Annotated in this window: 22 protein-coding genes; 21 read left to right on the top strand and 1 reads right to left on the bottom strand. The window is 35.8% G+C overall.

Translation table 11 applies throughout. The features are described from left to right. Positions 1-10: 10 nt before the first annotated feature. From VHP32_10105 to VHP32_10070, 8 genes are all read left to right on the top strand, one after another. The gene (locus VHP32_10105; protein HEX2788249.1) at positions 11-1609 is read left to right on the top strand and encodes a S41 family peptidase; all 1599 of its coding nucleotides are present in this window, start codon (positions 11-13) and stop codon (positions 1607-1609) included. A gap of 80 nt (positions 1610-1689) precedes the next feature. Continuing rightward, positions 1690-2508, top strand: a complete 819-nt coding sequence (locus VHP32_10100; protein HEX2788248.1) for a DUF3108 domain-containing protein — start codon at positions 1690-1692, stop codon at positions 2506-2508. 89 nt (positions 2509-2597) lie between these two features. Further along, positions 2598-3212: an outer membrane lipoprotein chaperone LolA gene (lolA, locus tag VHP32_10095; GenBank protein ID HEX2788247.1), complete on the top strand. Its 615-nt coding sequence runs from the start codon at positions 2598-2600 to the stop codon at positions 3210-3212. 99 nt (positions 3213-3311) lie between these two features. Further along, the gene (locus tag VHP32_10090; GenBank protein ID HEX2788246.1) at positions 3312-4316 is read left to right on the top strand and encodes a lysylphosphatidylglycerol synthase transmembrane domain-containing protein; all 1005 of its coding nucleotides are present in this window, start codon (positions 3312-3314) and stop codon (positions 4314-4316) included. A gap of 117 nt (positions 4317-4433) precedes the next feature. Then, positions 4434-5705: a T9SS type A sorting domain-containing protein gene (locus VHP32_10085; protein HEX2788245.1), complete on the top strand. Its 1272-nt coding sequence runs from the start codon at positions 4434-4436 to the stop codon at positions 5703-5705. Positions 5706-5847: 142 nt separating this feature from the next. After that, positions 5848-6141, top strand: coding sequence for a GIY-YIG nuclease family protein (locus VHP32_10080; GenBank protein HEX2788244.1), 294 nt, complete (start codon positions 5848-5850; stop codon positions 6139-6141). A 52-nt stretch (positions 6142-6193) separates the two neighbouring features. After that, positions 6194-7183, top strand: a complete 990-nt coding sequence (locus tag VHP32_10075; GenBank protein HEX2788243.1) for a dipeptide ABC transporter ATP-binding protein — start codon at positions 6194-6196, stop codon at positions 7181-7183. 88 nt (positions 7184-7271) lie between these two features. Continuing rightward, on the top strand, positions 7272-9572 hold the full coding sequence (locus VHP32_10070) for a TonB-dependent receptor plug domain-containing protein (protein ID HEX2788242.1): 2301 nt from the start codon (positions 7272-7274) through the stop codon (positions 9570-9572). A 1-nt stretch (position 9573) separates the two neighbouring features. Here the strand turns inward: VHP32_10070 and VHP32_10065 are convergent, their stop codons facing one another. Next, positions 9574-10476 carry a T9SS type A sorting domain-containing protein gene (locus tag VHP32_10065; GenBank protein HEX2788241.1) on the bottom strand — a complete coding sequence of 301 codons (903 nt, stop codon included), beginning with the start codon at positions 10474-10476 and terminating at the stop codon, positions 9574-9576. Positions 10477-10652: 176 nt separating this feature from the next. On the opposite strand from VHP32_10065, the gene purN reads away from it, so the two are divergent. The 13 genes from purN to VHP32_10000 all read left to right on the top strand — a co-directional run bounded on the left by purN (position 10653) and on the right by VHP32_10000 (position 24311). Beyond that, positions 10653-11264: a phosphoribosylglycinamide formyltransferase gene (gene purN / locus VHP32_10060; GenBank protein ID HEX2788240.1), complete on the top strand. Its 612-nt coding sequence runs from the start codon at positions 10653-10655 to the stop codon at positions 11262-11264. A 40-nt stretch (positions 11265-11304) separates the two neighbouring features. Continuing rightward, positions 11305-12834: a bifunctional phosphoribosylaminoimidazolecarboxamide formyltransferase/IMP cyclohydrolase gene (gene purH / locus VHP32_10055; protein HEX2788239.1), complete on the top strand. Its 1530-nt coding sequence runs from the start codon at positions 11305-11307 to the stop codon at positions 12832-12834. Between the two features lie 49 nt (positions 12835-12883). Next, a complete protein-coding gene (locus tag VHP32_10050; protein HEX2788238.1) occupies positions 12884-13900 on the top strand; it encodes a rod shape-determining protein in 1017 nt (338 codons plus the stop codon). Positions 13901-13927: 27 nt separating this feature from the next. After that, complete coding sequence (gene mreC, locus VHP32_10045) at positions 13928-14758, top strand: rod shape-determining protein MreC (protein HEX2788237.1); 831 nt, start codon at positions 13928-13930, stop codon at positions 14756-14758. A gap of 10 nt (positions 14759-14768) precedes the next feature. Beyond that, positions 14769-15269, top strand: coding sequence for a rod shape-determining protein MreD (mreD, locus tag VHP32_10040; protein ID HEX2788236.1), 501 nt, complete (start codon positions 14769-14771; stop codon positions 15267-15269). Continuing rightward, complete coding sequence (mrdA, locus tag VHP32_10035; GenBank protein ID HEX2788235.1) at positions 15269-17053, top strand: penicillin-binding protein 2; 1785 nt, start codon at positions 15269-15271, stop codon at positions 17051-17053. The genes mreD and mrdA overlap by 1 nt, the downstream gene beginning before the upstream one ends. 20 nt (positions 17054-17073) lie before the next feature. Next, positions 17074-18300, top strand: a complete 1227-nt coding sequence (rodA, locus tag VHP32_10030; protein HEX2788234.1) for a rod shape-determining protein RodA — start codon at positions 17074-17076, stop codon at positions 18298-18300. A 7-nt stretch (positions 18301-18307) separates the two neighbouring features. Then, on the top strand, positions 18308-18844 hold the full coding sequence (gene dcd / locus VHP32_10025) for a dCTP deaminase (protein ID HEX2788233.1): 537 nt from the start codon (positions 18308-18310) through the stop codon (positions 18842-18844). 66 nt (positions 18845-18910) lie between these two features. Beyond that, a complete protein-coding gene (gene pyrF, locus VHP32_10020; protein HEX2788232.1) occupies positions 18911-19714 on the top strand; it encodes an orotidine-5'-phosphate decarboxylase in 804 nt (267 codons plus the stop codon). Positions 19715-19721: 7 nt separating this feature from the next. After that, positions 19722-21449 (top strand): ABC transporter substrate-binding protein, encoded by a 1728-nt coding sequence (locus VHP32_10015; GenBank protein ID HEX2788231.1) that lies wholly within the window; start codon positions 19722-19724, stop codon positions 21447-21449. Between the two features lie 83 nt (positions 21450-21532). Continuing rightward, complete coding sequence (locus VHP32_10010) at positions 21533-22162, top strand: C40 family peptidase (GenBank protein HEX2788230.1); 630 nt, start codon at positions 21533-21535, stop codon at positions 22160-22162. A 107-nt stretch (positions 22163-22269) separates the two neighbouring features. Then, on the top strand, positions 22270-23196 hold the full coding sequence (locus tag VHP32_10005; protein HEX2788229.1) for an ABC transporter permease: 927 nt from the start codon (positions 22270-22272) through the stop codon (positions 23194-23196). Further along, the gene (locus tag VHP32_10000) at positions 23193-24311 is read left to right on the top strand and encodes an ABC transporter permease (protein ID HEX2788228.1); all 1119 of its coding nucleotides are present in this window, start codon (positions 23193-23195) and stop codon (positions 24309-24311) included. Before VHP32_10005 ends, VHP32_10000 begins: the two co-directional genes overlap by 4 nt. Positions 24312-24314 lie beyond the last annotated feature (3 nt).

The raw sequence follows: 24314 nt of genomic DNA, 5'->3' as shown, positions 1-24314 counted from the left end.
ATGGAATTTTATGACAAATAAAAAAATTTTAATTCCCTTTATAATAATTCTTATCGGACTGAGCATTTTTGTTGGAATGAAAATTCAGGTTGCTCAATCTGATGATAAAATAGGCGGACAAGTAAGAAAATTTAATGAAGTTCTTAATATTACTTCAAGATATTATGTTGATGAAGTTGATTCTCAGAAGCTGACCGAGGAAGCAATAAAAGGAATGCTTCAGGATTTAGACCCGCACTCAGTTTATATTACTCCCGAGCAGTTAAAAAGAGTTAACGAAGATTTTCAGGGAAGTTTTGAAGGAATCGGAGTTGAGTTTGATATAATTAATGATACAATTACAATTGTTTCTCCAATCAGCGGAGGTCCTTCCGAAAAACTTGGCATCCAAGCAGGTGATAAAATCATAAAAATTGACGGCACAAATGCAATAAAAATGACTCGTGAGGATGTTCCTAAAAAGCTTCGCGGTCAAAAAGGCACAAAAGTTAATGTTACAATAAAAAGAGCAGGAACTGCGCAGCCGCTTGAGTTTGAAATTACAAGAGATAAAATTCCGCTTTACAGTGTTGATGCATCATTTATGTATGACAACGAAATCGGATATATAAAAGTATCGAAGTTTTCTGCAACCACTTACGATGAGTTTGTTCAGGCAATGAATAAGCTAAGTTCTCAGGGAATGAAAAAACTTCTTCTTGATTTGCGCGGTAATCCCGGCGGGTATCTCGACCAGTCATTTAAAATGGCAAGTTTGTTTATCCCAAAAGGAAAGAAAATTGTTTATACAAAGAGTAGAGTTCCTGAGTTTAATGAGCAGTATGATTCCCAAGGTGGACCTTATGCCGATATTCCGTTAATTGTTCTTGTAAACGGCGGTTCAGCATCAGCAAGCGAGATTGTTTCCGGTGCAATGCAGGATTGGGACAGGGGTTTGATAGTTGGTGAAAATACTTTCGGGAAAGGTTTGGTTCAGAGACAATTCGACCTATCGGATGGTTCTGCATTCAGAGTAACTACGGCAAGATATTACACTCCTGTCGGAAGATTGATTCAAAAGCCTTATGACGGCGGAACATATAAAAACCAATTGCTTGAAGAATTAACAGAAGGCGAAAATATTTTCCATAATAATGATAATGCTGATTCAACAAGACCTGTATTCAAAACTTTTGGCGGAAGAACAGTTTACGGCGGCGGTGGAATTACACCTGACTTTGTTGTCAGATTAGATACATTAGCCCTTTATACAGTTCAAATGAGGAGAGTAAATTTGATTTATGAATATGTCGAGAACTGGATGAAAGAAAACAGAAAGAAAGTTGAGACAGGTTATTCATCATACAATGATTTCAGAGACAGGTTTGTGGTTGATGAACAAATGCTTACTGCATTAACCGACCTTGCTGCTCAGAAGAACATTCCTTATGTAAGCGAAGATTTCCAGAGAGATGTTGAGTATCTGAAGACTGCAGTAAAATCTCAAATCGCAAGAGACATATGGGGCAATGAAGGAAGCTATGCAGTTTTCGTTCACACTGATGATCAATTCAGAAAAGCTATTACATTATTTGATGATGCAATTAAACTTGCAAACTTAAGTAAATAAGTTGTATATTTACATATTGAACATAAAGAAACCCCGATACGTCGGGGTTTCTTTTGCATACTGCACGGTTGTAAAATAGAATGAATAAATTTCCCTGCTTAAATATCGCAATACTTCTTGTTTTGCTAAACTCTGCCTCGCTTAATGCTCAGGAAAAAGTTCTTGAAGTTGGCGAGGAGCTGACTTATGAAGTTTACTTTGGGTTTATTAAGCTTGGAAAAGTTAATTTCAAAGTTACAAACACTTTTACCGAAAATAAAAAAGAATTTTACACCGCCAAAGCGGAAATGAAAAGCTATGAAGGCGTCCCTTTAGTAAATGTCAATTACATTTTTGAAACGACTATGCAAAATGATAAACAGGATGTTAAAAATGAGAAGAAGGAAGTATTCTCAACCTCATTTTATTCAACCGAGTTTAAGAATAAATCTATTTCAAGAATCGAGTATGATTTTGATTATGATAAACGCGAAATTAAAGTAATGAAAGAAACCGACAACGAGATAAGCGATTCGATGAAAGTAAAGTTTGATGAGAACATCCGCTACCAGGATGGACTTAGCATTTTTTATAACGCCCGTCTTCAGTCATTTTCGAATAAAAATTACAATATGCCCGTATTTGTTAACGACAAAGTGTCATCATTAAAATATTCATTTAATATAAACGAAGATATAGTCGATATAGATATGTTTGACTATGATGTTAAAGCAATAAAAATTGCAGGTGTAGCAGACTTTGTGGGAGTTATGGGGTTAACTGGGGAGTTTGCGGGATGGCTTTCGGCTGACGACTACAGAATACCGTTAAAAGCTTCATTTAACGTAATAATTGGCAGCATTACTCTCGAGCTAATCAATTATAAGCGCACTAACTGGACAGCCCCGAAATTCGAATAAATCCCTTTTTCCACCCTGCGGGAACTAAAATCACAATATTCCGATTAAATAAATTGAAAATTTAACTAAAATTATAGATTTTTACCATTATGAAACTATATCAAATTATTTTTGTGTTTTTTGCCTTAGCATTCACCGGCGTAACCTTAGCACAGGATGCACAGGAAATTATAAAAAAAACGCAGGATACTTACAGAGACATAAGTGATGCAAAAGCAACCTTCAGCCAATCAGTTAAGCCGGGAGGCAGTTCTTCAGGTACAATTTATATTCAAAAACAGGATAAATACAGAATTGAAACCAAAGGTCAGACAATTGTAACGGATGGTGTTACATCGTGGTCTTATTCACCTAAGAAAAATCAGGTTGTAATAGATAATTACAAAAATGATAAAAATACTTTCTCACCGAATAAATTTTTGTTCAATTATCCTGAAGAGTTCTATTCGGATTTGGAGGGTGAAGAGAAAGCCGGTGGTGTTGACTGCTTTGTTCTTAAATTAACTCCAAGAAGTAAAGGTTCGATTAAATCTGCTAAAATCTGGATTGATAAAAATGACTATATCATTAGAAAAATTACTATTTCAAGTTCTGAATCTACATCGACTTATACTTTAAACAATATTGATTTAAATCCGGGTTTGAGTTCATCGAAGTTTACTTTTAGCCCGCCATCGGGAGTTGAGGTAATTGATCTCAGATAAAAGTTTTTCATAATACTTAAAAATTTTTTAAAAGTTATTTCGACTTGTGCGGAATAACTATTTTTATTTTCATAATAAGATTCATTCTCAGATACCTTTGTGAGCCAAAATAAAAAAAAGATATTAAAGTTTTTATTCTTTTTCCTGTTGATTTTCTTTTTTATGTATCTCGCGTTCAAGGATATTTCATTTTCCGAACTACTTGAGGAATTAAAAAAGACAAATTATTTCTGGGCTATAATTGGTTCGCTAATTGGTGTCCTGATAGGAGGCGCAATCCGTGCTTATCGCTGGAGGTATTTTCTTAATCCAATTAAAAAAGATATTGGTTTTCAGAATCTTTTTTCATCGATGATGATTGGCTATATGATGAATAGCATCGTTCCTAAGTCAGGTGAAATATCACGTCCTGTCATTATTGCAAAGATGGAAGATATATCAAAAGCCGCATCGTTTGGAACAATTATTGTTGAAAGAGTTTTTGACATGCTTTCGCTTTTGATTTCGTTTGGGTTTTGTCTGTTCTTTTTTAAGGCGGAAATTTCTTTAGCATTTGAAGGATATAACCTGGAACAATACGCTTTGTATGCTTCGATAATTGTCCTTATAATTGTTTTGGTTATGATTCTGATGATATTTAATCTTGAAAAATCTGAACGCATAATAAATAAGCTGACGGTTAAATTTTTACCTGAGAGGTTTCAAGAAAAAATTCATAAAATTTTCATTTCACTTATAAACGGATTTTTGTTCATCAGAAATCCGCGAAGTTACTTTATGATTGGTGTGCTTACCGTTTTACTCTGGACTTCATATGTAGTGTCTGCTTATGTCAGCTTCTGGGCAGTTGGAATTAACCTCACGATTTTTGATGCAAATTTTCTTCTTACTATTATAACATTCACACTCGTCCTTCCTCTCCCCGGAAATTCTGCCGGGGCGTATCACTTCTTCTGCACAGCAGTTTTGGTAAGCTATGGTATAAACCGTGAGACTGCACTTACTTATGCTACCATAACCCACCTTCTAAACTTCATTTTTCTTGTCGGAATCGGCTTTTATTATTCTATTAAGGAAAATATTAAACTCAAGGATAAGCTATAAAATCCATAATTCGGCATTAAAGTATTGTATTTTATATGATGAAAATTTTATATAGATTTCACATATAAGTTCAGTAATACCAACAAAATACTTTATCATTATATAAAAAGAATTATAATGAAAATTAAATTACTGATTTTACTTTCCGCATTATTTGTTTTTTCAATTTTAAATTCGGTAAAAGTTTCCGCACAGGATTTAAATGTTACATCATCGGGTGATATTCCGCCGGGAATTTATGATGATGTGAACATATCGGGTTCCTCTGTTGCAACTTTAACGGGAAATATAACAATAAAAGGTTCGTTAACTTTTGCAGATGCATCTGTGATAAATACAGGTTCATTCAGAATTACATTTTCAAATACTTCATCAACCCCTGTTGAAAGCAGTGCCAAAGGATATATAATTGGCACGGCAGTTATGCAGGAAAGAGCAATTGGCACACAAAGTTTTGAATTTTTGGGAATAAGAATGGCTTCAGGCTCTGACTTAGGGAATGTTTCTGTTACAAGAATAACCGGAGCAAGCGGCAGAGTTATTTTAGGTTCATCATCCGGAATTAATTGCCGATGGAATATATCTTCATCTAAAGGCGACCGCACTGCAAGAGAAATAAGTTTCTTATGGCTCGAAAGCCTTGGTAATGGAAAAAATCATTCTCTATCAACAATATGGAAGTTTGATGGCAACAATTGGAATCAGGTAGGTAATCCTTCTTACTCTGCTATGGGTGACCCTTATGTAACCGGTCCGGTGGTTTCAAATCCTGTTTCTGAATGGACAATTTCCGATGTTTCCTCCCCGCTTCCGATTGAGCTTGATGAATTTATTGCGAGCACAATAAAAAATGAAGTTATACTTGACTGGGTTACAGGACATGAGCTTAATAATTCTCATTTTGTAATTGAAAGAGTAAGATTAAATTCAGGCGGTGAATACCAGGGTGACTTTGGTGAGGTTGCAATGATGCAGGGTGCAGGAACAACCAATAACATAACACGTTATAAATATATTGATAGAAACCTTGAAACAGGAAAATATTTATATAGATTGAATCAGGTTGACTATAACGGTAACAATCAATATTTCTGGTTAAGCACCGAAATAATTGTCGGCGTGCCTAATAAATTTGCTTTATCACAAAATTATCCAAATCCGTTCAATCCTGTAACAAAAATAAGTTATGAAATTCCTGAGGACTTAAATGTATCTATGAAAGTTTATGACTTAATAGGCAGGGAAGTTGCTGAACTCGTGAATGGTAATAAAACCGCAGGATATCATGTTGCAGAATTTAACGGGACAAATATATCATCAGGTATATATTTTGTAAGATTAATTGCGGGCAATTATACTTCGATTAAAAAAATAAGTTTAATAAAATAATCCACTTCGATTTCACCTAACAAGGTGATGCGGATGATTTGAGTAATCAGCCCTTTTAGTAATCTGAAAGGGCTTTTTTATTTTATCTATTTCAATAATATTTCTGTCATTCCAGCGAAAGCTGGAATCCAGACATTATGATTTGAGAAGCTATTATGTTTATATCTTGGCAAACAAAAGAAATGGAACTCTTTATATAGGGGTTACTAATAATTTACTCCAACGAGTTGAACAGCATAAGAAAAAATTAATTGATGGATTTTCTAAAAAATATGGAATTGATAAATTAGTTTATTATGAAGAAACTAACAGCGTACTAGCTGCAATAGAACGTGAAAAACAAATGAAAACATGGCAAAGAAAATGGAAAATAGAATTAATTGAGTCTATAAATCTTGGTTGGAAAGATTTATATTATGAATTAGGTGGCATTTAGCCTAGATTCCAGCTTTCGCTGGAATGACATATTAAATTTTAATTACACAATAATGTCAGATACACTTCTTGAAGTAAAAAACTTGCAGAAATTCTTTCCTATTAAAAAAGGTCTTTTCTCAAAAACAATTGGCTATGTAAAAGCCGTTGATGATGTTTCGTTCACTATAAAACGCGGGCAAACATTAGGGCTTGTTGGTGAATCCGGCTGCGGAAAAACTACTGTAGGAAGAAGTATTTTGCGATTAATCGAACCGACCGGGGGGGAAGTTTATTTTGACGGAAAGAATATAACCGCAATGTCTCAGGACGAGCTGAAAGATATGAGAAAGCAAATGCAGATTATTTTTCAGGACCCATATTCTTCACTGAACCCCAGAATAACAGTCGGGGGTATGTTGACAGAAATTTTAAAATTCCATCACATAGCTGAAGGAGCAGCCGCAGAAAAAAGAGTTGAAGAACTTCTTGAAAAAGTCGGATTAAGAAAAATTCATGCGAGAAGATATCCTCATGAGTTTTCAGGCGGACAAAGACAAAGAATCGGCATTGCACGTGCATTATCGGTTGAACCAAAGTTTATTGTTTGCGACGAACCGGTCTCGGCACTTGATGTTTCCATTCAATCTCAGATTTTAAATTTGTTAATTGAACTTCAAAAAGAAATGAACCTGACTTATCTTTTCATTTCGCATGACCTTTCAGTTGTTGAGCATATTTCCGATAACGTTTCGATTATGTATCTTGGAAAAATTGTGGAAAGTGCAGGAGTTCAAAATGTTTATGAACATCCAAAACATCCATATACGCAAGCTCTGCTTTCAGCCGCTCCTGTTCCCGACCCGGAACAGAAATCTTCCCGCATAATTCTTAAAGGGGACATTCCTTCTCCTGCAAACGTGCCTTCAGGATGCTATTTCCACCCGAGGTGCCCGAAAGCATTTGAAGATTGCCCGGTCATATCACCGGTTCTTGCAGGGGAGCATCAAGTAAGGTGTTTACTGTATCCTGAGTCTTACCCAAAAACTACTGCTGCTGCTTAATTTTAGTATTTTCAGCTGAAACTTCCGGATGCATTTAGACGTTGTATAGATATACCAATATCATTTGATACTTATTTTGAGATTTTTCATGCCGTTTTTCGTTTTACTTTCATTTGTTTGCACCCTCAATATTCAGGCACAAACAGACACTTCTAATTCCAAAGATTCCACAAAATTCACAACCGAAGAGATAAAAGTTGAAGCCAATAGGCAAGCGCAAAATGACTTGCGAACGAGTATGATGAACATAGACCCAAAAGGTGTCAAAATTTTGCCCGGTGCAATTGAAGATGTGCTGCGGTCTTTGCGTTCACTCCCTGGTGTTTCCTCGCCTCATGATTTTACCTCGCAGTTGATAATCCGCGGTTCAGGACCTGACCAAAATTTAATTATCATGGATGATGTTGAGATTTTTAACCCTTATAGATTATATGGCTTAGTCAGTATGTTCAATCCTGAAACTGTAAATGATATAACTCTTATAACCGGAGGATTTCCTTCTATGTATGGAGACAGGTTGTCTGCAGTGCTCGACGTGAAAAATAGGGAAGGCGATAAAAACTATTCTTTCGCGGGTATAACAAATGTGAATATAGCTAATGCAAATATTATTCTTGAGGGCAGAAACCCTTTTAAGATTCCGGGCTCGTGGCTGGTTTCAACAAGAAGAACATATTATGATTTAATTCTCGGACCATTTGCAAAGAATGCAGGACTTGTTGATGAAGATTCTTCTTTTCCGTCGTTTGAGGATTTGCAATTCAGACTAACCTTTGGAAATTTCGGAAAACATAAATTTTTTATTAACGGGATTTTCTCAAAAGACGGTGTTGCTATTATACCCGGAAAAGACAGAAATAATCCCGACAGCGTTCAGGTAAATGACGTCACAAAAAACGATGTGGTTTCGGCATCATGGCATTATCTTCCGAATGCGAATTTTTTATCTAAAACAACAGCATCTTGGTACAGAAACTCAGGCGAAAACGAGTTTGAAGGAGATATACTTGACCCGTTAATAGATGGAGAAAATTTATCACCCGCACAGCGCGACAGCTTAAAACAAATCGGCGCACTTCTCGGAATAGAATTTGATTCAAAATATTTCTTCAGAAAATATTCATTGTCAAATAAAAATGAATATCTAGACAGAAACAAAAACAAGTTTGAATTTGGCGCGGGTGTTGATATGGTGACTACGGATTTGACATATAGACTGCGAATGGATGACCGTTTCAGGGCAATTATTCAAAGCTTTCCAAACTCAAATGCTCTGCTTGATGATTTTTCTATTGACGGCAACAACAATTACAAAGCAAACGGCTATGCGCAGGTGCGCCTGAAAGCAGGTGATAATTTTTTCTATCAACCTTCAGTCAGAGTTGATTATTATTCATTGCTAAAGAAAATTTATGTTTCACCAAGAATAAATTTCGGATATATTATTGACCCGCTTACGACAATAAGAACATCGGCAGGACTATACTATCAATCTCCGGGTTATGAAAAACTTATCGATGGGCAGACTTTTTTTACTATTACTCCTGAAATAGGTGAGAACCTTAAAGCTGAAAGGTCCATGCATTTTGTTCTTGGAGTTGACAGGTGGATTGACAATGAATGGCACGCAAAGGTTGAAGGATATTATAAAAAATTTGATAATCTTATTGTTCAGGAAAGAATTCGTTCTGCAAGGTATGAATATTATCTTGCTGACCCCACGAGCACTGACCCTGTTTATATAAAAGACCCTAAAAACTGGATAAAAAGTTCAACTGAAATCCCTTACGATTCTTTAACGACCAATCCAGTAAATATCGGAAATGGGAATGCGTATGGCTTTGAGGTAAGTCTTGAGAAGAAATATGTTAATTCCAAAACCAAATTTTATGGATGGGTGAATTACTCTATGTCTTTTGCAAATCGTCAGAGTTATGGTTTGGAAAAACCTTTCAGGTTTGACCAGCGGCATATGGTGAATGTTGTTTTAAATTATCGTGTGAATTCATGGCTTGAATTCGGAGCGAGATGGTCTTACGCAAGCGGATTTCCGTTCACATATCCGGTCGGAATCACACCGCGTGTTTATAATGACAGTATAATAGTTAATCCGATTACTCAAGAAGTTATATTTAATCTTGATTTCGGAGGAGATGCCAACAAATACTCATCACATAAACCCGATTATCACCGTCTTGACCTGCGTTTTACTGCTTATACCAAATTCTGGAACGCCGATTGGTCGTTCTACCTTGATGTAATGAACGTTTATAACCGCACGAATATGCTGGGATATAATTTCGACTTAACAGACAACCTGATAATCACACGCAAAACCGTCGCAATGATTCCCATTCTCCCAACCATAGGTTTCAGCGCAAGGTTTTGATTTATTTTATCAACATCATTTTTTTTGAATCAATAAACTGTCCGTCTATATTCAAGCTATAAAAATAAATTCCGGACGGTAAATTGCTTCCATTAAATGTTACTTCATATTCTCCATCAGTTAAAGTTTCATTAACAATCTTAGCAACTTCTTTCCCCACAATATCATAAATTTTAATGTTCACCAATGCATTCTTGGAATTAACAGGAATTGCAAATCTTATCTTTGTCTGCGGATTGAAAGGATTGGGGTAGTTTTGGGAAAGGGAGAAGTTTTTAACAAAGGAATTTAATTTAATTATTATAGAAGGCATACTAGTATCACCATATAATATACCATCAATATAACATCCTTTTAGATTCAATCTTTCACTGTAGGAAGAGGTATTAGTCTCATCAAGAAATAATCCAAATTTTTGAGAATAAATTCTTTTATGTAATATCCCGCCTCCCGGAATCATAATATAAAAATTAAATGTTTTTATATTATTTTGTATTCCGAAAAGGATAGAATCACCATTAGTCCCATTTTGGGATAAATAATAACAAGAGTGCGCAATACCTTTCATAATTCTCAAACTATCCATTAAAATCTCATTTATATGATGTAAACAAGTGTCTCCATTTTTAAATGCATATAAATTCCCATCAATACTGTCTACTCGTAACCATAAATTAAAAATTCCTGAACAATAGAAATATTTTTTTGTGTTAATAATTGAGTCTTTTGTAACTAATGTATGTGTTACAATAGGAGGCGTCCCAGTTTGTTGGTAAGTGTACACAAATTTATTGCCCACAGAAAGAGGAAAATAATTGTTGTTTTGAGCACTTAAATCATTACAACTAAATGTTAGGTAAATAAAAAAAAATGATATTAAGATTTGTATTTCTCGTTTTTCCATGGCGGTTGAGGTTTGGTGCATAATTTTATTTTGCGCTGTTTAAATTTATGCTTTTTAAACTTATATAGAATAAATTATTATATCAAGCTTTATTTTTCAATTATTCCCCATTATTCCATTGAAAAAAGTTTGAAATTCGGTTATTTTTGTATTTCACACTTACCTCAAATAAATAATTGAATATCTGTGTTTTAGCGTCCGGCAAGGGCTCGAACTTTAATAACATTTTAAAAAAAATTTCGGAAGGTTTTCTTAAATCAAAAGTTGTGCTTTTGATTTCTGATAAACCCGATTCTTACGCAGTACAAATCGCTCGCGAAAACGGCATTCCTGTCGAAATAATTAATAAAGATTTATTTCCTGATTCAAAAAACTATGAAGATGTTTTTCTGAATTTTCTGAATGAACATAACATAGATTTAATCGTTATGGCGGGTTATATCAAAAAACTTCCTGATTCTGTCGTGGATAAATATGAACATAAAATAATAAACATCCATCCATCGCTTTTGCCTGCATACGGGGGAAAAGGAATGTATGGAATGAATGTTCATCGTGCTGTTATAAATGCCGGGGAGAAGCATTCCGGAATTACCATACATTATGTTACACGCGATTATGATTCAGGTGAAATTATTTTTCAGAAAACAATAGATGTAGAAAATGATGATGAAAACTCTTTGATGGAAAAGATTCAAGCATTGGAATATAAATATTATCCTGAGGTGATAAGATTATTTGAAGAAGGAAAAATTAAAACAACTTTAACACACCCCGTCTCCGGCTGAGCCGGAGCCACCCCTCTTGGTAGAGGGGATTTTTAAAAATATGAAAATACAAACTGCTCTTATAAGTGTTTATGATAAAACAGGAATAGTTGAGTTTGCTAAAAGCTTAACAGAGCTTGGCATTAGGATTATATCTACAGGCGGCACATATAATCTCCTAAAGAAAAATAACATCGATGTTGTTTCTGTTTCGGATATTACAAGATTTCCTGAAATCTTGAACGGCAGAGTTAAAACTTTGCATCCTGATATTTTCGGAGGCATACTTGCAGACAAGAATATTTCTCAGCATCTCGACGAGCTTAAACAAAATAATATCAATCCGATTGATTTGGTTGTCGTGAATTTATATCCATTTGCAGAAACCGTTGCAAAAGATAATGTAACGGAAAAAGAAATAATCGAAGAAATTGATATTGGCGGAGTTAGTCTCATAAGAGCAGCAGCAAAGAATTTTAATTCAGTCAATGTGCTTGTGAAAGTTGAGCAGTATGAAAGCTACTTGACCGAACTAAAAAATACAAGTAATAATATTTCGGAAACATACTCCAAAGAACTTGCATCTGAAGCATTCGCAAATATTGCTGAGTATGATTTTCAGATTTCGAATTATTTTCAGAAGAGTTCATCTAAAAATTTATCTCCCTCATTTATTGGTCTGAATAACAAATCATCTTTAAGGTATGGTGAGAATCCTCATCAGAGTGCTTTCCTTATCAAAGATAATTTTGATGAAATTTTTACCGTGAAAAGCGGGAAAGAGCTTTCATATAACAATCTTCTGGACATAGATGCTGCTTATGGTATCATAAATGAGTTTCAAAACGACAAGCCGACTTGTGCCATAATAAAACATGGCAACCCTTGCGGGGTAGCAACTGCAGAAACTCAGGTCGAGGCATACCAAAAGGCGTTCAGCACCGATACGGACTCCCCGTTTGGCGGAATTTTGGTATTTAATGACATTATTGACTTTAAAACTTCAATGGAAGTTAATACATTGTTTTTTGAGATTTTATTAGCTCCCGGTTTTGAAAAAGAGGCATACGATTTATTAAGCCAAAAGAAAAATCGCAGGTTAATAGAATTTAAATTTGTTCCTGAAAATTTTGAGTTGAGAAAAATTACAGGCGGATTTTTATATCAGGAAAAAGATAATATAAATTTTAATTCAGGTGAATTAAAATTTGTTACTACGTTGAAACCCGATGAGAAAGTTTTGGAAGACATGAGCTTTGCAAATAAAATTGTGAAGCATGTAAAATCAAACGCAATTGTTTTTGTGAAGGATAAAAAAACTTTAGGCATTGGCGGGGGACAGCCATCACGAATCGAATCGACAAAAATTGCAATCAACAAAGCAGAGTATTATAAAAATGATTTGCACGGCAGCGTTGCAGCATCCGATGCATTCTTTCCGTTTCCTGATGGAGTCGAGATGATTGCAAAGACCGGAGCGAAAGCAATTATTCAGCCGGGTGGTTCTGTGAAAGATAAGGAAGTTATCGAAGCTGCTGACAAAGCAAATTTAATTATGGCGTTTTCAGGAATAAGACATTTCAAACACTAAAATAAAAATTTTAAAATTTTAAAATATACTTTTTAAGAGGAATTAATAAATGCCGTTATTCGGAATGTTCTCAAGCGACTTAGCAATAGACTTAGGAACCGCTAACACACTCATATATATGAAGGGCAAAGGCATCATTTTGAACCAGCCTTCATACGTTACCTACCATATTGAAAATAAAAAAATCACAGCAATCGGTGAAGATGCCAAAAGACAGGAAGGGAAAACTCCGAAGGGGTATGAAACTATAAGACCTCTAAAAGACGGTGTAATTGCAGATTTTGAGATAGCCGAGGGAATGCTGAGAATGTTTATAAAACAAATCAGTAAGAATTTTATGCCTGCAAAAAGAATCGTTATTTGCGTTCCAAGCGGCATAACCGAGGTTGAAAAGCGCGCTGTCCGTGATACTGCGGAACATGCAGGTGCAAAAGAGGTTTATCTTATAACCGAGCCGATGGCAGCTGCAATAGGTATCGGTCTTGACGTTATGGCACCGACAGGGAATATGATTATCGACATTGGTGGCGGAACAACTGAAATTGCTGTTATTGCTCTTTCAGGAATAACGACAGGATATTCAATCAGAGTTGCAGGTGATGAATTGACGGAATCAATCATAAGATATTTCAGAGCATATCAGAATATTTTAATCGGGGCAAAGACTGCTGAAGACATTAAAAAGAAAGCCGGCTCTGCAATGCCTTTATCCGAAGAAGAAATTATTCAGGTAAGAGGTCGTGACTTGGTTGCAGGTGTTCCGAAAGAAACAGAAGTCAGCTCTGTTGAAATCAGAGAAGCAATGGACAGCTCTATTAAACAAATGGTTGAAGCAGTGAAAGTAGCACTTGAAAAAACTGCTCCTGAGCTATCATCAGACATTCTTGAGCGCGGAATATTTTTAACAGGAGGCGGTGCACTTATTCGGGGACTTGATGAAAGAATTAAAATGGAAACGGGTGTACCTGTGCACGTTGCAGAAGACCCCTTGACAGCAGTAGTAAGAGGAACAGGAAAGGTTCTTGAAGACCTTGACTATTACTCGAGAGTAACACTAAAAAGATAATATAAAAATTTTTACTTCTTCTATTAATTGAAGAAACTCGGTGAAATAGTTGTATCTATAAAAGAATATCTTCTTTTAACACTTCTCATAGTAATCTCATTGATACTTTTGTTTTCGAATGATAATACACAGATACGTTTTATCCGTGCTATTGCAATCGGCTCATTCGGAGCAGTGCAGAGCGGTTTTTCTGCTATCCCTAATATCTTCGAACTTGAACAAGAAAATAAATATCTCCGTGAGAGCAACATCAAGCTTTCAAACGAAGTAAGCAACTTGAAAGAATCTAAGCTTGAAAACATACGTTTAAATAAATTAATCTTATTAAAAGATAAAGTTGAGCTTGGTGTTATCAGCGGAAAAATTGTAAACAAAAGTTTAACGCAGACAAGAAACACTATTACCATCAATGTCGGGGATAAAGACAGCGTAAAATTGAATATGCCTGTTATCACTGATGACGGTCTTGTGGGTAAAATTGCCGCAACAAGCAAAAATTATTCAATTGTTCAGATTTTATATAATAAAGATTTAAAATTTAGCGTTAAGTCACAGCGTTCGAGAGTTGATGGTATTCTTAATTATGACGGAGCAGGGAATTTGTTAATGACAAATGTTCCAAAGAGTGCTGATGTGAAAGTTGGTGATATAATCATTACATCCGAATACAGCAACAATTTTCCTGCGGGTATTCCGGTCGGTAAAGTTGTTGAAGAAGGAACGGTCGATAATTTATTTAAAAGAATTGTAATATCTCCGAGTGTGAACTTCAAAACACTTGAAGAAGTTTTTGTTCTTAAATATATATCTGACGCAGAAAGATTGGAGCTTGAAAAAAAATTTATAAATACTAAATGAAAAAAGATTATTGATAGTTTCCTACCTGAAATATATTGCAATATTAATAATCTTAGTATTTATTCAGAAAACTTTTATATGGCTTCTGTCAGTTTCGGAATATAATATTTCACCGGATATAGTCATAATTTTTATTATTTATGTAGGCTTAAAAAACGGACAGATAGAAGGTGCGTTATATGGATTCTTTGGTGGTTTGCTTATAGATATTTTAAGCGGTTCATTTCTTGGCTTGAGCACTTTATGTTATACGATTGCGGGATTTACAGCAGGATATTTCTTCAGACCTGATGATGAAAAATTTTTATATAAATTTAATTTTTTATATGTAGTATTTCCGTGCACATTGTTAAGCAATTTTATATATTATTTAATATATCTGCAGGGTTTGCAGTTGGGATTTTTTGATATGATGTTTAAGTTTATTTTAACAAGCACGGTTTATACGACAATAATTAGTCTGATATTTATAATTATTCCTAAAAGAACCGGTAAGGAAAAATTAGCGTAATGGAGTTGTTAACAAGAAAATTAATTTTATTTGGTGTCTGCGTTGTTGCAGCAATTGTTTTGATTGTGCGTCTTGTGCAGCTTCAATTTTTCAATCAGGAAGAATACGGAAAAGAATCACAAAAAAATGCGGTTAAGACCATTACTCTTACGCCTGCACGCGGTTTAATGTTTGATAAAAATGGTCACGTTGTTGTCGATAACAGACCAACATATACAGTTACAATCACTCCGAATGAATTTGACACATTGAGATACAAAGAGGTTTCAATGTTGTTAGGCATTTCCGAAGAAGAGCTCCGCGCAAAACTAAAAGAAGTTAAAGGAACAAACCGCTTCAATCCTCAGCGAATAAAACGTGATGTTGATTTTAAAACCATTGCTTACATAAGTGAAAATGAAAAATATCTGAAAGGAGTAGACTTTCAGGTTGAAGCATTAAGATATTACCCGAATGATTTCAGAGCTGCGCATATATTCGGTTATGCAAAGGAAATTTCTGAAAAGCAGCTTGAAAATCAGGTCGGTGATTATTACAAGCAGGGTGATATGATTGGAATAAAGGGAATTGAAAAATCTTATGAAAATTATTTACGCGGCGAAAAAGGTTATCGTTTTGTTAATGTTGACGTGAATGGAAGAGAAATTGGAAGTGTTAATGACGGAAGGGATGATATAATCCCAATTAACGGTTCCGACTTATATTTAACAATTGACAGGGATTTACAAAGTTATGCTGAGCGCCTTATGAAGGATAAACGCGGTGCGGTTATTGCAGTGGATCCGAACAATGGCGACATATTATGCATGGTTTCAAATCCTGATTTTGATTTAAATATTTTTTCAGGACCGACAGACCCAAAAGTTTTAAATGATTTAATGAATGATAAAGATAAGCCGTTATTTAACCGCGTTACGATGACAAACTATCCTCCCGGCTCAACCTGGAAGATGATGATGGGAATGGCAGGATTTGCATCGGGAAAAATTACTCCGACTTCTTTAATAAACTGTCCCGGCGGATTTGTATTTGGCAACAGAGCGTTCGAAGACCATGGCGCATATGGCTCAATAAATCTTACACGCGCTTTAGAAGTTTCTGCAAACGTATTTTTTTATAAGCTTGTTCTTGATATAGGGCTCGATAATTATTATAAATACAGCAGCATGTTTGGCTTCGGACAAAAAACGGGGATTGATATTCCGGAAGAACTTCCGGGGAGACTGCCATCAACTGAATATTATAACAAAGTGTACGGTGTTGGAAAATGGACTGAAGGTTATCTTGTAAGCTTAGGCATCGGACAGGGTGAACTCGGGGTTACTCCCGTTCAGATGGTAGCATATACTGCCGCGATTGCTATGAATGGTTTATATAATACTCCGCATTTTGTGAATAAAATTGTTAACACAAATACTAAAGAAGAGATTTACCCTAAGTTTGATAGCCGCAAAATTGATTTTCCTCAAAAATGGTATGAAGCTGTTAAAAAAGGAATGTATCTTGCTGTAAATGGCGAGGGAACTGCACGCGGTATAAAAAATGAAGAGTTTATACTTGCTGGCAAAACAGGAACTGCACAAACACAGGGTAATAACCACTCCTGGTTCGTGGGGTTTGCTCCTTACGATAATCCCAAAATTGCAATTTGTGTTCTTGGTGAAAACCTCGGGTGGGGTGCGTCTTTTGGTGCTCCTACTGCAGGCGCAATTATGATTAAGTATTTAAGCGGAAGAGATGTATTTAATCCGGATGATCAGACAGTATTTAACGTAAGAGATTAAAAATTTATAATTTAAATTTATTGAAAGATTTTATAAAAAGATTTGATGCGTTGTTGATGCTTGTAGCATTCTCGATTGTATCGGTCGGGCTTGTCGCAATCTATAGTGCAACGTTCACGAGTGATTCAGGTTCTGATTATTTTTCACGTCAGCTTTTATTTGCCTGCATTGGTGCAGTAATTATGATTGTAATTTCTTATCTGCCTCCGAAGTACATCAGTAAAATAACATATTATCTTTACGGGCTTTCAATAGTTCTTCTTGCTCTTGTTCTGATAATGGGAAAGAAAATTTCGGGACAAAGGAGCTGGTTTAGCGTTGGTGGGTTTGGAATTCAACCGTCCGAGTTTGCAAAGCTCACAACCATAATGGCGCTTGCAACTTTTCTTTCTACTGAAGAAGGAGAATTGAAGTTAGGTAGTCTTAAAAATTTTCTTATTGCAATTGGTATAGTTTTACTTCCCGTTGGTCTGATAATGAAACAACCTGACATGGGAACTGCACTTGTATTTCTTTCATTTATAATCCCCGTTTTCTTTTGGGCGGGCTTATCTCCATACTGGATTTTGACATTTATAGCCCCGATAATAATTGCAATCGCCGCATTTTTCGGAAATATTTATTTCTTCATCTTGCTTGGCATTTTAGCGCTGGTGTTTTTCTCATTCAAAAAGAACATTATACTTACGTCTATTATAATTGTAATAAATCTTGCTGTCGGCTTTTCGACAAATTATGCTTATAGTAAGCTTCAGCCATATCAACAACGAAGAATAATGGCAGTATTTGACCCTACTACCGACCCGCTCGGCAGCGGTTATAACGTTATTCAATCAAAGGTGGCAATCGGCTCAGGCGGAATTTTCGGCAAAGGTTATTTGCAGGGAACACAGACGCAGCTTAAATTTATTCCCGAGCAATGGACAGATTTTATTTTCTGTATGATTGGAGAAGAGTTTGGTTTCATTGGAGCACTGCTTATAATTATACTTTATGTTATTCTTATAATACGGTTAATTAATAATGCATATCTCTGCCGGAATGGATTTCTTGGAATTTGCTGCATAGGTTTTGCGAGTATTTTTCTTTTTCATTTATTCATTAACATCGGAATGACGATTGGGTTGATGCCAGTTATCGGTATTCCTCTTCCTCTTGTGAGTTATGGGGTTTCATCCCTGCTATCATTTATGATTATGATAGGCATCGGGATGAATGCATACAGAAACAGAAACATTTACATATAAAATATAAATGATATTATCCGACAAACAGATTTTAGCCGAGATAAAGAAAAAAAATATCGTCATAAAGCCATATGACAGAAAAAATCTCGGAACCAACAGCTATGACGTTCATCTTGGTGAATGGCTTGCAACTTATGAAGATGAAATAATCGATGCAAAGAAACACAATAAGATAAAAAAATTTAAAATTCCAAAAGAAGGATATGTTCTTTTGCCGACTCATTTATATCTTGGAGTTACAAAAGAATATACAGAAACATTGACAACCGTTCCGTTTCTTGAGGGTAAGTCGAGCGTCGGACGTTTAGGAATAGACATTCACGCAACTGCAGGAAAAGGCGATGTTGGATTTAAAAATTACTGGACACTTGAAATATCCGTAAAAATGCCTGTAAAGGTTTATTACGGAATGCCGATTGGTCAATTGATTTACTTCGCAGTCGATGGAGATGTTCTGACTCCTTATGATAAAAAATCTTCTGCAAAGTATAACAAAAAAACTGTTCATCCCGTTGAATCAATGATGTGGAAAAATAAATTCTAAATTTCTTTTACTTGTGAAGTCATTCCCGCGCAGGCGGGAATCCCAGTACTTATCAATTATCAAATAGTGCCATATATAGCCAAACTTAGAAAAGTCATTAAAAACAACAACTCCAATGTTGTTATTGGTCTTGACACAGACGTCGAAAAAATCCCCGATTTCTTCAAAAAAGCTAAAGACCCCGTTTATGCGTTTAATAATTATATAGTTGCAATTACCTCAAGGATGGTTGCAGGATATAAAATAAACATAGCTTTTTATGAAACACCTAACGGTCTCAGGTCGTTAGAAAAGTTACTTGTGAATATTCCATCACATATGATAAAAATTGCAGATGCAAAACGCGGCGACATTGAAAATACATCTGAGCTTTACGCAAGAACATATTTCGATATGTATGATTTCGATGCAATAACTGCGGCTCCATATATGGGTGAAGATTCGATTAAACCTTTTCTTAAAAGAAAGGACAAATATGTATATCTTCTTGCTTTGACTTCAAATCCGGGAGGGAAAGATTTTCAATATCTGAAAGCAGGAACAAAATATTTATATCAATGGGTTATAGATAGAAGCAAGAAGTGGGGAAACAACCTTGGGTATGTGTTCGGCGCAAATTATGAAAAAGAAATAGATGAGTTCACAAAGAAAAACAAAAATACGTCTTTGCTTATACCGGGCGTTGGTACTCAGCATGGTGACGCAAGCAAGCTTCTGAAATCCCTGCACAATAAATTATTTCTTATAAACTCAAGCAGGGGAATAATTTACTCCGCTCCTAAGAATTGCAAGCAGAGAGAATTTGAAGACTGCGTTTATAATGCAGCAAAAGAGTTGAACAGTAAAATAAATTCGGTTAAAATAAAATAATTTTAAAATGATGAAAAAATCAATCATAGCGTCATTTCTCCTCTCATTCATTTTTTTATACGGGTGCGGAAAAGAAGAAACTACAACAACGACATCGCTTCAAGGAGGAATAAAAGGCGGAGGCATTTATAAAATAAATGAGCTTGAAGACATCAGAAGCTTAGACCCTGTTGGAATTACCGATGTAGTTTCTCATCATGTTGGTCACCAGATATATGATGCTTTGCTTGATTTGGATACTAATCTTCAAATCGTTCCCCAATTGGCTCAAAGCTATGATATTTCTCCCGATGGGACTTTATATACTTTTCATTTAAGAGATAATTCATTCTTTCAGGACAATGCCTGTTTCCCTGACGGCAAAGGTAGAAAAGTAACTGCAAAGGATGTAAAATATTCTCATGACAGGATTTGCGATGCAAGGACAAGCTCAAGAGGTTTCAATTATTTTGTAAATTACGTTGAAGGAGCGCAGGCATATTACGACGCTACAGTGGCAGCAGGTCAGACAGGAACTCCAAAAGTAAATGGTGTTTCAGGATTCATTTATGTGAATGATTCGACATATCAGATTAAGCTTATAAAACCTTTTGCTCCGTTTATTTATTATGTTACTCTCGCGGTTGCATATATTGTCCCGAAGGAAGCTATCGACAAATACGGAAAAGATTTTTTCCAGAACCCGGTTGGAAGCGGACCATTCAGTTTTGTGAACTGGATTCCTGACCAGGAATTAAATTTAAAGCGTAATCCTAATTACTGGGAAAAGGATGCTGCCGGAAATCAGATACCTTATATCGACGGTGCTAAATTCAAGTTTATAAAAGACCTTGACCAGCAGCTGCTCGAATTCAAAAACGGAAATTTAGATGAAAGCTATAGAATCCCGAATGCAATTTTCAAAACTATTGTCGATGACAATAAGCAACTGACTCCGGAGTATTCACAGTTTGTTCTGCAAAGAACACCATCGCTTGCACTTCAGTTTTACGGATTTCTTGTAATAAAAAGTCCTTTCAATAACGAAAAACTTCGTCAGGCAATAAACTATGCAGTCGACAGAGAAAAGATTATTAAATATGTTCTGAACGGTCAGGGATTTATGGGAGCAATTTACGGAATCGTTCCTCCTGCAATGCCTGATTATAATTATAAGCTTATAAAAGGTTATTCATATGACTTGGCAAAGGCAAAACAGCTTCTTGCTGAAGCGGGCTATCCTGATGGTAAAGGGCTGGATATAACATTAAATATTAATTCAGGTGGTGATAGAAATATTCAGATTGCCGAAGCAATCCAAAATATGTTAAAAGATGTTGGTATAAATATGAAATTGCAACAAACGCCATTTGCTCAGCATTTGAATAATATCGACGAAGGAAAAGCAGATTTTTACCGTTTAGGGTGGATTGCTGATTATCCAGACCCCGAAACTTTCCTGAATCTATATTATGGCAAAAATGTGCCTGCAAATCCGAATGATTTAAGCCCAGTTAACTCAACCAGGTATATAAATGCTGAGTTTGACCGTCTTTTTGAACAGGCAATTGTAACACAGGATAAGGCAGCCAGATACCGTTTATATGAACAGGCAGAGCAAATAGCGGTTTCTCAGGCACCAATGCTGTATATTTATTATGATGAAGATTACAGAATGCTCCAGCCGTTCGTGAGAGGGTATGTTTTAGACCCTATGCACCGTGTCAATTTCCGACATTTATGGCTTGATAAATAGATATTTTTGTCATATTTTTATTAACCAAAGTCGTAAAATGTTCTTTATTTTACATTTTCACTTAATTAAAAAAAGGAAATTAAATGCACTTAAAAAAATCTTTCCTATCAATATTATCAATCGTTTTTTTCTTGGTAATGATGACAGGAAGTTCCTCAGCTCAGGAATCGAGTGCTAACCTTAAAAAGGGTGTTACCGGTAACAAAAATTCTAAATTAGTCGCCAGCAACACCTTAGCAGATAAAGTTAAGATAGATAAGGTTAATCTCGAGTCCCTTTCAAGCTCTCTAAGCAGATTCGTTCCGAAATTGGAAAGCAACACTGCTGACAGAGACGAAGTAATGTACAAAGTTATTGAATATCTAAACACTCCATATCTCTGGGGTGGAACCTCCAAACGCGGTATCGATTGTTCTGCTTTTGTTCAATCTGTTATGTATCAGGCATTAGGCGTTTCTATTCCGAGAACCTCACTTGAGCAGTCAGGTGTAGGTGTCGATGTTTCAACCGAAGAGTTGAAATTCGGAGACTTGTTGTTTTTCGATACAATGAACAAAGGAAGAGTAACCCACGTAGGTATTTATCTACAGGATGGATATTTTGTGCACTCAGGTTCAAGAACCGGAGTTGCAGTAGCTGAGCTCGGCAGTGAATTCTATACAAGGACTTTTTTAAAAGCTAAAAGAGTTATCGAAGAACCGCAGCAAAATTGAGTAATACTTAAAATTTGAACTTAATAAAGTCTCACTAATTAGTATAATGGTGAGACTTTTTTTTTGTGTCATTCTGAGCGCAAGCGAAGAATCCCCTTATTGATGATATGTGGGTTTACATAACTAAGAATTTTCTCTATTCAATTTTAATAATAATCGGCGTAATTACGGTCACGTTTTGTCTTCTTTATGTAATTCCGGGCGACCCTGCAAGAATGCTTTTAGGGCAGAGGGCTGACGTGAAATCTGTTGAAGCAGTAAAAGAAGAGCTTGGCTTAAACAAACCGATTTATGTTCAGTATGTGGATTTTTTATATAAAGCTGTTCAGGGAAACCTCGGCAGGTCATATTCAACAAACAGGGAAGTAGTAAAGACAATTCTGGATAAATTTCCTGCAACTGCACTTCTTGCAACAAGCGCGTTATTTCTTTCAACAATTTTAGGTGTTTTAATAGGAATTATATCGTCAATTAAACGGTATTCCATTATAGATAACGCGTCGATGATTTTTGCACTTATTGGTATATCAATACCTCAATTTGTGTTTGCTCTTATAATGGTCTTGATTTTCGGTGCAGTTTTGAAATGGTTTCCAATATCTGGATATATAACTCAGGGCTGGGACCATTTAATTTTACCAATGGTAACTCTTGCGTTAAGACCGCTTGCGATTATCGCGCGAATGACGCGGTCTTCAATGATGGATGTGATGAGCTCTGATTATGTGCGAACGGCAAAGGCAAAAGGACTTAGCAGCGGAAAAGTTATTTTCAAGCATACATTGAGAAATGCACTTAATCCCGTTATAACGACTCTTAGCGCATCACTTGCGGCGACACTTGGCGGAGCATTTTTTATAGAATATATTTTCAACTGGCCCGGCATCGGACTGCTTGCGGTTGATGCAATTTTAAAACTTGATTTTCCGGTTATTCAGGGAACGGTTTTATTCAGCGCAGTAATATTCGTTGTAATAAATTTCTTTGTTGATATTATTTATGCGTGGTTAGATCCAAAGGTAAAATTGTCATGACGGATATAGGAACAGAGCTAAACCAGGAACTTAAGAACGAAGCGAAAGATGAAGCTAATGACAAGATGGTCGTTATTCCTGATGATGGCATAGGTCATAGTTTATGGTATTATTCATGGAAGCGGCTCAAACGTAATAAGCTTGCAATGTCAGGTTTGTGGGTTCTTGTGATGCTTGTAATCGTTGCAATCTTTGCGCCGTTTATCGCTCCATTTAACCCCAATGACCAAATTTTAGAGTTCTCGACAAAACCAATCGGTTTCAAAGGTGATGTGCTTGTAAAAAAAGAATTAGACCAGAACGGCGAGACACAGTATATAGCCATAAAAGGCATAATTAGCCAGACTGATAATTCAATAACATATACAGATTATAACAATCAGCAGCAGACGATTTCAAAAGCAGAGTTAAATCCAGAAAATCCATACAAGCAATTAACATTTTTGCTCGGTACGGATAGATTTGGCAGAGATGTATTAAGCAGGTTAATTTACGGAAGCAGAATCAGCTTAACTGTCGGATTGATTTCTGAAAGCATTGCAATCATATTAGGGTTACTGTTCGGTTCGATTGCGGGATTTTTCAGAGGACCTGCGGATAAATTTATTATGTGGTTAATAAACGTCGTATGGGCGTTTCCTTCTATTTTATTTGTAATTGCAATTTCAGTTGTTTTGGGAAAAGGTTTCTGGCAGGCATTTGTTGCAATTGGTTTAACGGCATGGGTTGATGTTGCGAGAATTGTAAGAGGACAAATTTTTTCAATAAGGGAAAGTGAGTATATTGAAGCAACTAAAGCAGTGGGTTTTAAATCACCAAGAATAATTATCAGACATATTTTGCCAAACTGCTTAGGTCCCGTTATTATTACCGGAACAGTAGGACTTGCAACAGCGATTATATTCGAAGCAAGCTTAAGCTTTTTAGGACTTGGTGTTCAGCCGCCGACTGCAAGCTGGGGAAATATGATTTATGACGGATATAAATATTTAATTGCCGGCTCTAACTGGGGACTTGCAGTATTTCCTTCGATAGCAATTATGATAACCGTATTTTCAGTCAATCTTTTTGGTGATGGTATCCGTGATGCGCTTGACCCGAAACTAAAAAGCTAACCT

This window comes from Ignavibacteria bacterium, assembly GCA_036262055.1.
Classification (GTDB): Bacteria; Bacteroidota; Ignavibacteria; order Tepidaquicellales; family Tepidaquicellaceae; genus DATAJP01.
This window is presented reverse-complemented; position numbering and strand designations above follow the sequence as displayed.

What these genes read in the sequence shown, in the direction of transcription:
- VHP32_10105 (HEX2788249.1), top strand. Translation starts at nt 11, where the DNA reads ATGACAAATAAAAAAATTTTAATTCCCTTTATAATAATTCTTATCGGA.
- VHP32_10100 (HEX2788248.1), top strand. Translation starts at nt 1,690, where the DNA reads ATGAATAAATTTCCCTGCTTAAATATCGCAATACTTCTTGTTTTGCTA.
- lolA (HEX2788247.1), top strand. Translation starts at nt 2,598, where the DNA reads ATGAAACTATATCAAATTATTTTTGTGTTTTTTGCCTTAGCATTCACC.
- VHP32_10085 (HEX2788245.1), top strand. Translation starts at nt 4,434, where the DNA reads ATGAAAATTAAATTACTGATTTTACTTTCCGCATTATTTGTTTTTTCA.
- VHP32_10075 (HEX2788243.1), top strand. Translation starts at nt 6,194, where the DNA reads ATGTCAGATACACTTCTTGAAGTAAAAAACTTGCAGAAATTCTTTCCT.
- VHP32_10070 (HEX2788242.1), top strand. Translation starts at nt 7,272, where the DNA reads ATGCCGTTTTTCGTTTTACTTTCATTTGTTTGCACCCTCAATATTCAG.
- VHP32_10065 (HEX2788241.1), bottom strand. Translation starts at nt 10,476, where the DNA reads ATGGAAAAACGAGAAATACAAATCTTAATATCATTTTTTTTTATTTAC.
- purH (HEX2788239.1), top strand. Translation starts at nt 11,305, where the DNA reads ATGAAAATACAAACTGCTCTTATAAGTGTTTATGATAAAACAGGAATA.
- VHP32_10050 (HEX2788238.1), top strand. Translation starts at nt 12,884, where the DNA reads ATGCCGTTATTCGGAATGTTCTCAAGCGACTTAGCAATAGACTTAGGA.
- mrdA (HEX2788235.1), top strand. Translation starts at nt 15,269, where the DNA reads ATGGAGTTGTTAACAAGAAAATTAATTTTATTTGGTGTCTGCGTTGTT.
- dcd (HEX2788233.1), top strand. Translation starts at nt 18,308, where the DNA reads ATGATATTATCCGACAAACAGATTTTAGCCGAGATAAAGAAAAAAAAT.
- VHP32_10015 (HEX2788231.1), top strand. Translation starts at nt 19,722, where the DNA reads ATGATGAAAAAATCAATCATAGCGTCATTTCTCCTCTCATTCATTTTT.
- VHP32_10010 (HEX2788230.1), top strand. Translation starts at nt 21,533, where the DNA reads ATGCACTTAAAAAAATCTTTCCTATCAATATTATCAATCGTTTTTTTC.
- VHP32_10005 (HEX2788229.1), top strand. Translation starts at nt 22,270, where the DNA reads ATGTGGGTTTACATAACTAAGAATTTTCTCTATTCAATTTTAATAATA.
- VHP32_10000 (HEX2788228.1), top strand. Translation starts at nt 23,193, where the DNA reads ATGACGGATATAGGAACAGAGCTAAACCAGGAACTTAAGAACGAAGCG.